Annotated in this window: 11 protein-coding genes; 3 read left to right on the top strand and 8 right to left on the bottom strand. The window is 37.9% G+C overall.

The window, feature by feature from the left end; translation table 11 throughout:
• The first annotated feature begins 12 nt into the window (after positions 1-12).
• The 3 genes from M1F26_RS00160 to glmS all read left to right on the top strand — a co-directional run bounded on the left by M1F26_RS00160 (position 13) and on the right by glmS (position 3,978).
• Complete coding sequence (locus tag M1F26_RS00160) at positions 13-438, top strand: F0F1 ATP synthase subunit epsilon (RefSeq protein ID WP_004906291.1); 426 nt, start codon at positions 13-15, stop codon at positions 436-438.
• A 126-nt stretch (positions 439-564) separates the two neighbouring features.
• Entirely contained in the window at positions 565-1,935 is a 1,371-nt protein-coding gene (gene glmU, locus M1F26_RS00155) for a bifunctional UDP-N-acetylglucosamine diphosphorylase/glucosamine-1-phosphate N-acetyltransferase GlmU (RefSeq protein ID WP_140172696.1), read from the top strand.
• Between the two features lie 210 nt (positions 1,936-2,145).
• Positions 2,146-3,978, top strand: a complete 1,833-nt coding sequence (glmS, locus tag M1F26_RS00150) for a glutamine--fructose-6-phosphate transaminase (isomerizing) (protein WP_036959190.1) — start codon at positions 2,146-2,148, stop codon at positions 3,976-3,978.
• A 149-nt stretch (positions 3,979-4,127) separates the two neighbouring features.
• On the opposite strand, the gene M1F26_RS00145 is transcribed toward glmS, so the two are convergent.
• The 8 genes from M1F26_RS00145 to M1F26_RS00110 form a co-directional block, all read right to left on the bottom strand.
• Entirely contained in the window at positions 4,128-4,457 is a 330-nt protein-coding gene (locus tag M1F26_RS00145) for a hypothetical protein (protein ID WP_227528864.1), read from the bottom strand.
• A 21-nt stretch (positions 4,458-4,478) separates the two neighbouring features.
• Positions 4,479-5,624: an ABC transporter substrate-binding protein gene (locus M1F26_RS00140; RefSeq protein ID WP_140172695.1), complete on the bottom strand. Its 1,146-nt coding sequence runs from the start codon at positions 5,622-5,624 to the stop codon at positions 4,479-4,481.
• Positions 5,608-6,819, bottom strand: coding sequence for an MFS transporter (locus M1F26_RS00135; protein ID WP_140172694.1), 1,212 nt, complete (start codon positions 6,817-6,819; stop codon positions 5,608-5,610). Before M1F26_RS00135 ends, M1F26_RS00140 begins: the two co-directional genes overlap by 17 nt.
• A gap of 2 nt (positions 6,820-6,821) precedes the next feature.
• Complete coding sequence (locus M1F26_RS00130; RefSeq protein ID WP_140172693.1) at positions 6,822-7,985, bottom strand: NAD/NADP octopine/nopaline dehydrogenase family protein; 1,164 nt, start codon at positions 7,983-7,985, stop codon at positions 6,822-6,824.
• A gap of 10 nt (positions 7,986-7,995) precedes the next feature.
• A complete protein-coding gene (locus tag M1F26_RS00125; RefSeq protein ID WP_140172692.1) occupies positions 7,996-9,012 on the bottom strand; it encodes a PLP-dependent cysteine synthase family protein in 1,017 nt (338 codons plus the stop codon).
• Between the two features lie 8 nt (positions 9,013-9,020).
• Positions 9,021-10,415 carry a Y4yA family PLP-dependent enzyme gene (locus M1F26_RS00120; RefSeq protein WP_140172691.1) on the bottom strand — a complete coding sequence of 465 codons (1,395 nt, stop codon included), beginning with the start codon at positions 10,413-10,415 and terminating at the stop codon, positions 9,021-9,023.
• A gap of 12 nt (positions 10,416-10,427) precedes the next feature.
• Positions 10,428-12,362, bottom strand: coding sequence for a TonB-dependent receptor (locus tag M1F26_RS00115; RefSeq protein ID WP_227528862.1), 1,935 nt, complete (start codon positions 12,360-12,362; stop codon positions 10,428-10,430).
• A gap of 321 nt (positions 12,363-12,683) precedes the next feature.
• Complete coding sequence (locus tag M1F26_RS00110; protein WP_318837637.1) at positions 12,684-14,348, bottom strand: IucA/IucC family protein; 1,665 nt, start codon at positions 14,346-14,348, stop codon at positions 12,684-12,686.
• Positions 14,349-14,949: the final 601 nt, after the last annotated feature.

Raw genomic sequence — 14,949 nt, 5'->3', positions numbered from 1 at the left:
CAGGAGGTTGATATGGTAGCTGCAATGACATACCACCTGACTGTAGTGAGTGCTGAAAAACAAATGTTTGAAGGCATGGTACAGAAAATTCAGGTGACAGGTAGTGAAGGTGAGCTGGGGATTTACCCGCAGCATACCCCGCTGCTGACTGCCATAAAACCGGGCATGGTACGTATTACCAAACAGTTTGGTGAAGAAGAGCTAATTTACCTCTCCGGCGGTATTTTAGAAGTACAACCAAATGGTGTTATCGTACTCGCTGATACAGCGATCCGTGGTAAAGATTTAGACGAAGCTCGTGCAGTGGAGTCTAAACGCAAAGCGGAAGAACACGTCCGTAAAGCTCACGGCGATGTTGATTATGCTCAGGCATCAGCAGAACTTGCAAAAGCAATAGCGAAACTTCGAGTTATCGAGTTAACTAAAAAGCTAATGTAATGATAGCGGTATAGTAAAAAAAGCCAGTTGGTTAAGTCTAACTGGCTTTTTTATTTGAGCGAAATATGTAGTAATTTATAAAGGAAATAGGTTTACTTTCATCCCTAAGTTGGAGTTTCAGGAAAAATGACTGTGCAAAGAAAAAGTGTCGTGATTTTAGCTGCCGGTAAAGGCACACGGATGTATTCAGAGCTACCTAAAGTTTTGCATTTGCTTGCAGGCAAACCAATGGTTCAGCATGTTATAGATACAGCAAAATCCATTGGTGCATCAGATATTCATCTGGTATACGGACATGGCGGTGATTTACTGAAAGAAAAACTAGGTGAGCAAAACCTCAATTGGGTATTGCAGGCGGAGCAACTCGGTACGGGCCATGCGATGCAACAAGCTGCCCCTAGCTTCCAAGATGATGAAGATATTGTCATGCTCTATGGTGACGTGCCGTTAATCGCTAAAGATACCTTGGACAGGCTGATTGAAGTCAAACCACAAGGTGGTATTGGCTTGCTGACGGTTATTTTAGATAACCCAACAGGGTATGGCCGTATCATTCGTGAAAATAATGAAGTTGTCGGTATTATTGAGCAAAAAGATGCGACTGAAGAGCAACGTAAAATCCAAGAGATTAACACTGGGATCATGGTTGCCAGTGGTAAAGATTTCAAACGTTGGTTGGCACAGCTGAACAACGATAACGCACAAGGCGAATACTATATTACTGATATTATTGCATTAGCACATAAAGAAGGTAATAAAATTGCAACCGTTCATCCTAAACATTTAAGTGAGATGGAAGGGGTGAATAACCGCCTACAGCTGGCTGCGTTAGAAAGAGTTTATCAGAAAGAACAAGCGGAAAAACTGTTATTAGCCGGTGTTATGTTGATTGACCCTGCACGTTTTGACCTGCGCGGAAATCTAACTCATGGTCGCGATATTATTATTGATACTAACGTGATTATCGAAGGTAACGTTACATTAGGGAATAACGTACATATTCAATCTGGCTGTATTTTGAAAGATTGTGTAATCGGTGATAACTCAGTGATTAGCCCGTATTCAGTCATAGAAAACTCTGAATTATCAGCTGAATGTACGGTTGGTCCTTTTGCGCGTTTACGTCCAGGTGCTAAATTAGCAGCCAAAGCACACGTCGGTAATTTCGTCGAAATGAAAAATGCCTCTTTAGGTTTAGGTTCTAAAGCGGGTCATTTAAGTTACCTCGGAGATGCCCAAATTGGTGATAACGTGAATATTGGCGCAGGTACCATCACTTGTAATTATGATGGTGCCAATAAACATAAAACCATTATTGGTGATGATGTGTTTGTAGGGTCTGATACTCAGTTAGTTGCGCCAGTTTCTGTTGCCAAAGGTGCAACAATAGGCGCTGGCACGACGGTTACACGTGATGTGAATGAAGACGAACTTGTCGTTAGCCGTGTAAAACAAATGCATATTAAAAACTGGCAACGTCCAGTTAAGAAAAAATAAGTAAATATTGAGGAGAGGTAGCGTTATCTCACCTATTATAAAAAAGCTATTTAAATAGCAAAAATTAAAATAGCTACCCAAGGTAGCAATATAAAAATAATATCCCCATTTTCTACAAGGCTGGGGAGCAGTGAAAACTGTACAACAATTAGGTTGCGACAAATGAAGGTTTCTCAAGAAAGGAACCTTTTGTCTAGGAATCAAAAAAATATGTGTGGAATTGTAGGTGCTGTTGCACAACGTGATATTGCAGAAATTCTGTTAGAAGGTCTTCGTCGTCTTGAGTATCGTGGTTATGACTCAGCGGGTATGGCTGTCGTTGATCACGAAGGTCATTTGCAACGCTTACGTGAAGTCGGCAAAGTGCAAATGTTAGCGGAAGAAGCGGAGAAAAACCCAGTATCGGGTGGAACGGGGATTGCACATACCCGTTGGGCGACTCATGGTATTCCAAGTGAACGTAATGCTCACCCACATACCTCTGGTTATATTGCTGTTGTTCATAACGGCATTATTGAAAACTATTTAGAACTGAAAGATGAACTGAAAAAACTCGGTTATGTCTTTAGTTCAGAAACTGACACTGAAGTGATTGCGCACCTTGTTCACCATGAGCAACAAAAGGGCGGTTCGCTGGTGGAAGTAGTTCAACGTGTTATCCCACAATTGCGCGGTGCTTACGGTACTGTGATTATGGATAGCCGTATTCCTGAATTATTAGTCGCCGCACGTTCTGGTAGCCCATTGGTTATTGGTTTAGGTGTGGGTGAAAACTTTTTAGCATCAGACCAATTAGCGCTGTTGCCTGTGACTCGTCGCTTTATTTACCTTGAAGAAGGGGATGTTGCCGAGGTCACTCGTCGTACTGTTCGTATTTTTGATAAAAGTGGTGAAGCGGTCGATCGCGAGCAAATTGAATCAAACGTTCAATATGATGCGGGCGATAAAGGCGTTTACCGTCATTACATGCAAAAAGAGATTTATGAACAGCCGATGGCGATTAAAAACACCCTTGAAGGGCGTTTTAGCAAAGATAATGGCATTGATTTAAGCGAGTTAGGTCCTCGTGCGAGTGAAATTTTATCTCAAGTTGAACATATCCAAATTGTAGCTTGCGGGACATCTTACAATGCTGGCATGGTTGCACGTTATTGGTTTGAGTCTTTGGCCGGTATTCCATGTGATGTGGAAATCGCTTCAGAGTATCGCTACCGTAACCCTGCGCACCGTAAAAATAGCTTAATGATTACGCTATCCCAATCAGGTGAAACCGCTGATACACTGGCAGCATTGCGTTTATCGAAAGAGTTAGGTTATTTGACCTCTTTAGCGGTATGTAACGTCGCAGGTTCTTCACTGGTACGTGAATCTGAATTTGCTTTGATGACCAAGGCAGGGGCAGAAATTGGTGTGGCATCCACTAAAGCATTTACCACACAGTTAACCGTCTTACTGATGTTAGTTGCGTATATGGGCCGCTTGAAAGGTGCTAATCCTGAGCTCGAAGAAAACATTTCTCACGCTCTACATGCGCTACCGGCTCGTATTGAAAGCATGTTATCGCAAGATAAAGTTATCGAGGCATTGGCAGAAGATTTCTCAGATAAACATCACGCATTGTTCTTAGGTCGCGGTGATCAGTTCCCTATTGCAGTTGAAGGGGCTCTGAAATTAAAAGAGATTTCTTACATTCACGCAGAAGCATATGCAGCGGGTGAGTTAAAGCACGGCCCATTAGCGTTAATTGATGCCGATATGCCTGTTATCATCGTTGCACCTAACAATGAGCTGTTAGAAAAACTGAAATCAAACATTGAGGAAGTCCGTGCGCGTGGTGGTTTGCTGTATGTATTCGCTGACCAAGATGCAGGCTTTGAAGCCAGTGAAAATATGAAAATTGTTTCGCTACCTCATGTTGAAGAACTGATCGCACCAATTTTCTACACTGTTCCTCTGCAACTGTTGTCTTATCACGTTGCATTAATTAAAGGCACAGACGTTGACCAACCACGTAACTTGGCGAAGTCGGTGACAGTTGAGTAACTCAGATGATTGAAATATAAATAAATCCGATTATGTTGTTAGTGGCATAATCGGATTTTTATTTATATTTACAGGCCTTTTAATAGGCTTAATTTAAAATTAATTGTTGGTAATAATGGCGAAAAATGATGTTTTGTAGTTTTATAAGGCTATAGCTTATTTTGATATAAAATAACTTCAAAAATATTTTTCACATCATAAGGTTGGTCTGAGTTTTGATAGTTGACTTTGACTCGATTATCTTGATAACTCAGTAATATACAAGGTAACAGCGATAGTTTTAGTTGCTTAGCCACTTGATAGCGGTGGTTACCATCCATAATAATACCAGTGTGAATTTCACATGTAATTGGTGTTGTCCAAGTCCCATCACAGGCAATTTTGTGGCTAAGATAATCAACATGCTGTTCATCTGTTTCTTCTGATGAGCAAAAAAATTGTATTGGTTTCAATTCAATATGGTAGGTATCGTTAGTCATAACATCACCTTTATCAAAAAATTACTTATTATCTAAGCTTACAAAGTATCCAGGTTCATAAGGAATAGATAAAAATTTTTCATAGAATGTTTTAAATGTTTTATCTGCATTTAAATCAGCGAATAGTTCTGGGTGGATCCAATATGCGAGCTGCTGTATAGCAATAAAATCATAAGGGCTGTTATAGAATTGATGCCAAATAGCATAAAATTGTTGGTTCTTAACGGCATTACTGCCAGTATAGGCGGGTTTTTTTAAGTATTTTTCTAGTTTTATTTTAGCCGCATTGAGGTTTTCATTTGGGCCTAAGCCTATCCAATCTCCTTCAGGCATGAATTTTGAAAAGTTGGCGCTGGTAATAATCACTTTATCAGGGTTAGCGGCAAGCACTTGTTCAGGATTCATCATATAGAAGGTGTTAGGGGCATTGTTTGCGCCGATATTGTTACCACCAGCAAGTGAAACAAAGCGACCAAAGTTACCATCACCAAAAGTCAGACAGCACTCATCGGTATAACCACCTATGCGTTCAATAAAAATGCGTGGTTTTTGGGGATTATTTTTTGTGAGTACATCACTAACTCGTTTTAGCTGTTTTTCTCTAAATTGAATGAATTTCTCAGTTGTTTTTTCTTTCCCCCATAAAGCACCGAATAAGCGCATGGTTGGTGGTGTATTTTTTGATGGGTTAAAGCGAAAATCGACATAGATAATAGGGATCCCCGCCTTCTGTAATGCTTTATCGTGACCTTGCTCTTCAATAGCGGTTTTAGCTTCGATATTCATAATGATGACATCAGGCTGTAAAGTTAATGCATGCTCTATGTTTAAAGAACGTCTTTCTGTGCCACCAAATGTTGGAATTTTTTTTAGTTCAGGGAAATGCTCACTATATTGGCGCCATGTTGCAGGATCTGAGGTTTGCATATCGTTCCCCATTGCAACAATACGTTTTGCAGGGTTTTCTTTATCTAGCATGGCGACTAGGTAAAGCATACGGCCTTCACCTAAAATGACTTTTTTCACTGGAACGTTGACCTTGACCTTTCTATCTAGAATGTCGGTGACAACAATCTGCTCTGCTGAAATAACAGTAGAGAATAGCAAAGTAAAAGAAAACAATAACAGGGATACTATTTTGATAGATAATTTATGCTTTTCTTTCATATAATTCCTCATTGGATGAATGTTTGATCAGTAAAATGATTGTAATTAGGCTTGTGATATAACCAGCTGAAACATAATAAAAAAGCCAATCAATTCCAGGAAATAGAATAAATATACTTCCTAAGGCAATTCCTCCAATAGAAGCGAATTGATTGATACTTTGTGATAAACCAAGTACATAGCCTTGATGTTCAGAAGATGTAGTTGAAGATATTAATGCCGTGAGTATTGGCGTTGTTGCACCAAGTAAAACTCCCCAAAGCAAGTACAGTGAGGCAAACCAAAAAATTATAGGGGTTAATGCAAGACAGATAACAACAATGACACAGGTGAAGATAATCCATTTTAAGCGAACCAATGAAACAGTTATTGATTGGTGTTCAAACCATTTAGCCCATAACTGAGCAGATAGAATAACCCCCATTGCTTGTAGACCATAAATTAACCCAATAACCCAGAAATCTATTGAGTAGGAATGGTTGAGGTATAATGAAAAACTGGGGAGGGTGAGCATTCTGCTCATTAATAAAAGCCCCATTAATAACATAAGGTGTTTCACAACTTGTTGAGGGCGATACTTTTTTTTGTTGTTAGATGTTTTTTTTGCTTGTATCACTAGATGATGTTTTTTATCTGAAGGTAAGAAAACAAATACAGTGACTGCGCAAACACCACAGAGTAGCCCCGCAATTATATTGATCCAAAAGAAATTGAGATAATCTAAGATTAACCCACCACAAAGTGCCCCCAGTAAAGACCCGATATTTGTAGATACTTGTAGGAAGGCAAAAAGCTGTGTTCGCTTTTTAGGATCGGTGACTGAAACGCCATAAGCTTGAGCTGGAGCAATATACCCTGCGCAAGCTCCTTGCACAGTTCTCAGTAATAAAATTAGCCAAGGGTCGTTACAAAATGATAATAAAATTTGGGTAATTGCTAAGCCAAGCAATGCACGGATCATCATTGCTTTATTACCCATTCGATCACCCATTCTTCCCCAAAATGTACTGGTTAACATGACACCAGTCATAGGGGCGACATAAACCATTGTCAAAGAAAAAGACAGTAGCCAACCCGAGCTATTATGTTGTAAATGAATAGGCCAAAATGGCCCACTCATTTCCATCGCTCCCATTGAAACAATTTGGATACCAAATAAGAAACCAATAATCAGATGGCTTTTCAGTAAATTCACGGTTAACTTACCTGATATTGAGTTAGATTTAGCTCGCTGAAGGCAGGATGCGGAATGTTAGGGTCTAGTCCTAGATACCCCATGCACCAAGTGTATATTTCATTCGTATAAGGGAGTGGAATATTGAGATGCTCACTTAAATGAACGAGTAAACTTAGCCCATAAACAATATCTTCCTGAAATACTCGATGTTGTTTATTAAAAGACCAGCCACTTTGCTTATGTTTTATTAATGGTAATTGGATACCATGGTAAGCCTCATTGGTACGAAGTATTGACCAAAGGGTTTTTGTATCACTAATTTGTTTAGGATAAACTTCGCGTAATTCATCAATTAAGGACTTTACTGTGACTAAAGGAATACCTAAGTTGTCTATTAAGTGTCGGCAAATAGAGAGTCGTTCTTCATCACAACGCTGTAAATAATAGGCGCTAAGCTCGGTACAATCATTCCACCAGCAGATAGGTGACTCAAAATAGTCATTATGCCATTGAGCGTATGGGCCGATTAGCCCGTAGATTACCGAGCTATGCATTATAGGGTTTGCTGGTGTTAGGGTAATTTCCAAATAGTTATCGAGAATACTAATAGGTGCGGAATATAGCCTTGATAACAATTTATGAAGCTGCTTTTTATTGGATTCATTTTCTCGACGATGAAAAGCAATAAAAAGTGCCGACTTTTCTCCACCGAAACAGACTTTAGTCCCAGGTTCTAATCCCCATGCTATATGAGGAACATCTTTCATTCCCCAAATCACGATATTAGGATTGTTTTTAAAGAACTGTTCAGCAAGCCAGTCAAAACCATTAATTCCAGGAATAGCACCGATAAAAACAGTTTTAGAAGAAGATAGATAAGCAGAAATAAAACGTAACCAACTTGCTTGATGATGGGAAGGGACAGTAAGAATGACTATGTCAGCTTCAGGTATCACCAGTTGTGGTGAATTGGTTATTAATCCAACAGAATGGTTTATTATCTCACCATTATTGTAATGAACAGACAGAATATTGTTTTGCTGTTGATGGCGTTCAACCGTTGTTGCATTTTGGGTCAGTAGTGATGTTTTTATATTTAGATATTGACTAAATAAAGCTACAGCAAGGTGACCCGTTTGACCTCCTCCGCAAATCACAACATTAAGATGTTTTTCTTCCGACATGACTTCCTCCTTAGCTAGCTTTCTCTAAAGAAACAGTATTAGTAATCCAATGATTAAGTTGATGAGATATATCAGGTGAGGTCAAATTACGAGAGCTAAGCCACTGCTCATTAAATACGGTATTAAGATATTTTTCACCGCCATCAGCTACGATAACAACGATATTGCCGTGAATAGTATCGTTATTAATATACTCTAAGGCTTTATAGACAATTCCTCCGGTAGAGCCTCCTATTAACAAACCGTATTGGCTAGCAATATATCGCGCAGTTTCAAATGCTTGAATATCTGAAACCTGTGTATTATGGTCAATACAGCTGTAGTCCAGTACTAATCCAACTTCGTCCCCTTCAGGAGTGCCTGTACCTGATTGATAATAAGGTTTCCCTGGATATCCAAAAATAATGGACCCTTCAGGTTCAACGGCAACAGTGATAGTTTGTGGATTATGGGACTTTAGGCCTTGAGAAACACCAGTCATTGAGCCGCCAGTGCCAACACAGCCTATATATGCATCAATTCTGCCAATTTGTTCTATTAGTTCACAAACTAATGCAGCATAACCACCTGAGTTTGCTATATTGTCTGATTGATTCATAAACGTTGTATTGGGAAGTTGGGAGGCTAATTCACTAGCAAGGCGCTGACGTTCGACAACAGCTACTTCGTCTTCCTGATAATTACCAGTAACATAACGGATTTCAGCACCTAGTGCTTTCATTATCGCTATTTTGTCAGGAGCGGCGTGATGATCAACAACGGCAATAAAATGTAAATCAAATTCAATAGCAGCAAGCGCAAGGCCAATTCCAGTATTGCCTGATGATGATTCTATAATGGTACTTTTAGGCTTAATTTTCCCCGATTTTAGCCCTGCAATAACCATATTACGTGCCATTCTGTCCTTCATACTTCCACCAGGGTTGTTCTTTTCTATTTTTAAAAATAAGGCACTTTTTTTATGGGGTACTGCAATACGTAAAATGGGTGTATTACCTATCAAATCAGTGATTTTGTTGTAGATCATAAGCTTACCTATTTAGTGTCTTTGAAAAAGATAAACTGCCCAACATTGTTTTCCTGTACATATAATCGGCAAGGTATTGGGTGCCGATGAAATTGACTCTCAAGTAAATCCATTTGATATCCCGCGGTATTAACGAATCCTAATAAGTCACCTGCTTGGGGAAGGTTGTTAAATAAAATAAGTCTGTGAGTAATAACATCATCTTCTAAACAGCTATGTCCTGCTATCCATGCTCGGATAGGTTGCTGTTTTGATTGTTTGGTAACAATATGAAAAGGGTCGATTAAAAATTCAGAGTTAAACCACGTTTCGCAGGCGCTGAAGCTACTGCCTTCGACAAATATAATAGGGTGTTCGGATTGCTGGCAGGTACGTACAACTCGAAATAGAGTGATGGCGCTTTGATCAACAAGGCTACGCCCAGGTTCTATCGCTAATGTGACATTTAGCTTATTAATATATTGGGCGATTGTTTCATTATCGGTACATTTGCTTGTGAGTAATGTGCTAAGCCATTGTTCTGCTGACTGTTCACTACCATAAGGATAAAAATCTGTTGGAATACGGTGATTTTGATAAGTTTCAGTGGATTGATTATTAACCCAAGCTTGATAATGTTCTGTTGGGACATATTGAATAGGTAGCCCACCTCCGATATCGATAGTTTGGATGTTAAGCCCTAATTGTTGTGATAATTCAATCAGTGGTAATATTTCGTGAAAAGCTTGTACCCGTGAGGCTAGTGTATAGCCACCTAAATGGAAGTGGATCCCTTGCCATTGTAATTTATCATGTTGTTTCACTAATTTAAGTGCATTAACAAAAGCCGGGTATTTCATGCCGAATCGTGAATGGCTTGAATGCGGTTGATATCGCAGTAGTACTCTTGCTTTAAGTGATTGAAATTCTAATAAATGTAGAATATCTTGTAATTCTTCAAGTGAGTCTACGACAATTAGTGAGTTATGTAATATCAGTTGCCAGAGAAAATCATCTGTTTTGGCAGGGCCAGTAGCGCAAATTTTTTCAGGTGAAATGCCATATTGGCTGGCATCTCTCCATTCATGAAGGCTTGAAACATCAACTCCAATATTTTCTTCGATAGCTGTTCTGAGCAGGACGTTTGATTGATTAACTTTCACACCATATAAAATACATCCATTCACGTTGTTTTCTTGAAAAACAGCCTTCAGTTTTTGGATGTTCTGTTTCATCGTATGAGGAAAAACTAAGTTCAATGGTGAACCATACCGCTTAATCAATCCGACAAGCTGTTCATTATTAGAAAAACACAGTTGATGAATCTGAGGATCCATAATAGGAGGAAGCTCTGTTGGGGCTATTGTTTTAGCTGATAAATGAACAACAGTTGATATATTGACTAAGTTAGATTGATCCACCATGATTTTCACCTCTTAAAAGTCAACAGCAATTGATCCCATTACAGTTCTTGGTGAGCCTTGAGCGAAGGTGCTGTACGAAGCAACGCCAGACCAATAGTGTTCATTTAAAATATTATTGATGTTTAGCCTCAATGTTACAGGGGTATTGGAAACAGTTGTTTTATAAGCAGAACCGACATCAACGGTTGTCCATGAAGGAATTGAGTGGGTATTTTCTTTGTTCACATATTGGCGGGTATGATAATTAACATTGCCATTAATACTTAAACCAGAGACTGAAGGAATATCATATTCGGCTCCAATATTAGCCACCCAAGGAGATACACCGATGGGTTCATGCCCTTTGTTTTTCCCTGAAGCAGTTTTAGTCAACTCGGCTTGAATATAGGTAACACCACCCGTTAAACGAAGTGATTCAAAAGGTTTGCCTGATATACTTAGTTCGACTCCTCGGTTTCTTTGTTCATCATTTGCTGAGTAAATCAAACTGTTAGGATCTAATGATCCACTTGGTTTACTAATTTGGAATAGGCTTAAAGTGGTTATTGCAGATGGTTGTTCATATTTAACCCCTAACTCATACTGTTTTGAACGAAATGGTTTCATCATTTCGCCACTATTTTTTGCATTAACTGGTGCGGTGCTTCCTTTACTTAGCCCTTCGACATAATTAGCGTATAGAGAAATATTATCTACAGGTTTAAACAATACACTAACGAGAGGGGTGATTGCGGACTCGTCATAACGAGTTGAAAGCTTACCCAAAGTAAAATTGTCAGACTTTACATTTTGATAGCGAAGGCCTGGAGTCACCATAAAAGAATCATTCAAGAAGCCGATAGTATCGACGAAAGAAACTCCTGATAGTGTATTTTCAGAACGTTTAGTTATTTTAGCGTAAGCAGGGATCTGTTTATCAATATAAGTAGGATTAAATAAATTGGTTGTATAAGGTGTTCCTGCTGTAGTGCCAATACGGTAGCGATCAAAATATTGATTCCACTGCAATGCAAGTTGATGTGATACTCTACCCGTCATGAATTCACTTTTAACCCCAGTACCAACTGAATAACGTTGAGTTTTAGTTTGGAAATTCATGATATAGGTTGAAATATCGCCTTGATTGTTAAGGATTGTATAGATTTGCTCATTAACTCGATCTATACGAGTAAGTGCTCCTCCTATATCCATAAATAGCGATGTATTGCTTAATATGTCATATTCCATATGTAGTAATGCGGAATCATCATTAGATTTCCACCATGTCCAAGGGCTGGCTAAATTGATTTTCCCACTCGGGGCCGAAGGGACAACACCATCAGGACCTAAATAAAATGGTCGATTCGTAGCATTCATATTTTGGTTTTGAATTATTAAATCTAAAGATGAGCGAAAGCGTTCATTAGAATAATCTAACGCAATTGCACCAACACTTTGCCTGCGTGTTTGATGATCGACGGCTGTATCACCATTGGTGTAGCTACCGTTAACACGAATACCAAAGTATTGGTTATTGTCGAGATCATATAGGCGGCCCATATCTAGTCTGCCACCTAATAGTGAGTCGTTAAGGTACTGAGCGGTTAATTGTGTAATCGGTTGGGCACTTGCACGTTTAGTTACGACATTAATAACTCCACCAACTCCACCTTCAGGAGACATACCATATAGCAGTGAAGCGGGTCCTTTTAAAATATCAACACGCTCGGCATAATCCGTTAAAAGTTGAAAATTAGGAGATACACCATAAATTCCATTTAATGCAAACTCACTGATATTACCTTCAGTAATAGGAAATCCTCGAATATATAAGGAATCAAGAAGACCTCCTTTCGAGCTACTAATTTGTATTGAGGTATCATGAGATAAAATATCTGAAATTTGCTGTGCTTGTTGTGACTGCATATAAGCCGAATTATAATTTGAGATATTAAATGGAATATCCATAATATCCTTATCACCTATTAACCCTGCTTGCATTATTCTAGATGAAAAGTTATTAGGTTGCTGATTATTATTACTTGTTGTGGTAACTAGAATACTATCTTTATTTTTTTGCTCATTAGTTTGAGCATGTGCTGTTATTGTGCAAGATATCCCAATAACAATATATAACCATTTAGAGAATATGTTTATATTCTTATCTGTGTGTTTATTTTTATTTTCTATTAAATTATTTTTCATATTTAAATTATCATTCAATTGATTTTTAATAAAATGAAGGGAATAGTATTACACTCGCCTTCTTGGTTAATGGATTTCTATTTGTTATTTTTGAAATAATAGAAAAGGATTTGTTAACCCATGTTGTATTCGATAATTAGTATATTGTTGAATATGCATACTAAGTAGCGAACGAGTTTGCCAAGGCTCATTCATAAACATTTGGTATTCATGTCGCCATAAATTATCATCAACTCGTGGTTGGAGCTGTTTAAAAACATCATGAACAACTGTTTTTAGTTCTAACCAAAGCTGGTGATCAGTCAATCGATAAAATCGAGTTAGATGTACGGCAAGTTCGTGTAAATGGCAGACTAAACAGGCACTGATTAGAAATGTTCTAACGGGTTCTATATCTTCTTCAAAAATAGTAGGTAAGATGCCAGGCCAACGATAAGCTTGCAGCTGATAACCCCGCTGATTCAATAAAGGTAAAAATATTCGACCATCACCATAATCACGTATTAAAAATTTCTCAGGAATACCTTGAACAGTGAAGAACACTTGAGTGTTTTGTTGATGGGCTTCCAGAGCAACTCCATAAAGTAAAAACATCGAAATACAAGGTGTTAGAATTACAGTAGCATATTGGTTAAACCATTGTTGAGGTGTTAAACCTGATTTTTCAATCAATTCAGTAAATATTGGTCGTGGTTGATATGGTAAATCAGTAAATAGAGTTGCCACAGTTATTGGCAGTAAGTGATCGTTTTTTTCATAAGCGTTGGTGCAACGAAATACGACAGAAATAAAGCGTCCTGCTGAATCATCTTGTTCTACTGCATGGTGGTAATGGATACCTACATCTTCACGCAGAGACTCCATTTTTCCATTAAAATAATGTTCGTGGTTTAAAATGTCATCTATTAGCTGACTTATTCTAGGTCCCATATGGATAGACTTAGCTTGTAAGCTACGCATTTCACTGGTCATCCAAACGGCGATAGGTAACTTTATAAATGCGGTGTTAATTGCATCTGTTGGTAACATTGTCCTGAATGACATTGTGGGTTTTGTTTCTAATTGAGGGCCATCAATGAGTAAAATTTCTTCGTCAATCAGTGATGTTGCTTGTTGTTTTACCCAATGATTTAAATGCCAGTCATGAACGGGAAGAGGCAGCCATTGGTATGGATTTTTCCCTTGTTGTTTAAGCCATTTGACCCATTGCCGGCCAACGATAGGGAATCGTTGAAGGAACCAATCATGAATGTTTTCCACATGAGGTAGTGACTCAACATAGGCCATATCTTGGCGTAGCGCCATAATTGTCAAATTTACCGTTGCATTAAACTCAGGAGATAAAGCTGCAACATCTTCTAAGCTCATGTTTGGCCTACTTTTCCATGTAGGATAATAGGGATGGCCTTCCAATGAGCCCCATTGATCAAGAAATAAAGCCGCATCACGTATACTATATTGTCCGGTAACCCAATCAGTCAGATAGTTGGTATTGTATTTTGCCATTTGAGTATTAATCAGTACTGACCATTCGGTACGATAATTGCGAGCGTTAATATCATTATTAATACTGTTTTCAATATCTGATTTTAATTTATTAATATTGTTATTATTAAAGGTTATATTTAATTCACCCTCTAATTTTTCTAGAAGATAATATATTGTTTGAATAATTTCTTTTTTATTGTTGTTGTTAATTAAATAAATACCACCATAATTAAAGAATGTATCTACCGGATATATTTCCATGTTCTTAAAAAGAATCTTATAAGGGGTTTTCTTAAATTTATAAATATACCCACAATGGTCTATATCCCAATAAACTTGCTTTTTATCAATAAGATTCTCAGCAAATAAACAATGAATTAAACGTCTAAGTGCATTATTATTAGAGTGTTTTTCATTAATGTTAAAAGCTACTTTCTTTATAGGGTTACTTATCATGATCAGCCTCTTAAGCTACGAAAATGAATCAATTAACGGCATCTGTAATCTATATTCACTAAAGGGAGGATATAGATAAGAATATTTGAAAGATGATTTTAATAACGTTAGCATCACATAAAAGAATAGTAAATGATAATTATTCTTTTTTTTATTCTCAATTGTAAGTGAGGGAAATAAATATGTTATTCAAATAATTAACAAGAAAGGTGAAATCTAGAAGATGTAACATGTCACGGAATGCTTCTTGCCATTTGTTATCATCAATATCTATTGACTTAAAGTAGCGGAGCATCCTTGTATACTGTAGTAGCCTTGGGCTTATTTATAGGTTTGTTTGCTTTTTTCAACTTGGTCAACAACCTGAAATTTAAAGGCAAGGGAATAATCGTGTTGACTGTGTTTT

This window comes from Providencia sp. PROV048 (genome assembly GCF_033688165.1).
Taxonomy (GTDB): domain Bacteria; phylum Pseudomonadota; class Gammaproteobacteria; order Enterobacterales; family Enterobacteriaceae; genus Providencia; species Providencia hangzhouensis.
This window is presented reverse-complemented; position numbering and strand designations above follow the sequence as displayed.

Bases quoted from the DNA above. Each gene is read 5' to 3' on its own strand.
- M1F26_RS00120 (WP_140172691.1), bottom strand. From the start codon at position 10,415: ATGGTGGATCAATCTAACTTAGTCAATATATCAACTGTTGTTCATTTA.
- M1F26_RS00160 (WP_004906291.1), top strand. From the start codon at position 13: ATGGTAGCTGCAATGACATACCACCTGACTGTAGTGAGTGCTGAAAAA.
- M1F26_RS00110 (WP_318837637.1), bottom strand. From the start codon at position 14,348: ATGGAAATATATCCGGTAGATACATTCTTTAATTATGGTGGTATTTAT.
- glmU (WP_140172696.1), top strand. From the start codon at position 565: ATGACTGTGCAAAGAAAAAGTGTCGTGATTTTAGCTGCCGGTAAAGGC.
- glmS (WP_036959190.1), top strand. From the start codon at position 2,146: ATGTGTGGAATTGTAGGTGCTGTTGCACAACGTGATATTGCAGAAATT.
- M1F26_RS00145 (WP_227528864.1), bottom strand. From the start codon at position 4,457: ATGACTAACGATACCTACCATATTGAATTGAAACCAATACAATTTTTT.
- M1F26_RS00115 (WP_227528862.1), bottom strand. From the start codon at position 12,362: ATGGATATTCCATTTAATATCTCAAATTATAATTCGGCTTATATGCAG.
- M1F26_RS00130 (WP_140172693.1), bottom strand. From the start codon at position 7,985: ATGTCGGAAGAAAAACATCTTAATGTTGTGATTTGCGGAGGAGGTCAA.
- M1F26_RS00140 (WP_140172695.1), bottom strand. From the start codon at position 5,624: ATGAAAGAAAAGCATAAATTATCTATCAAAATAGTATCCCTGTTATTG.
- M1F26_RS00125 (WP_140172692.1), bottom strand. From the start codon at position 9,012: ATGATCTACAACAAAATCACTGATTTGATAGGTAATACACCCATTTTA.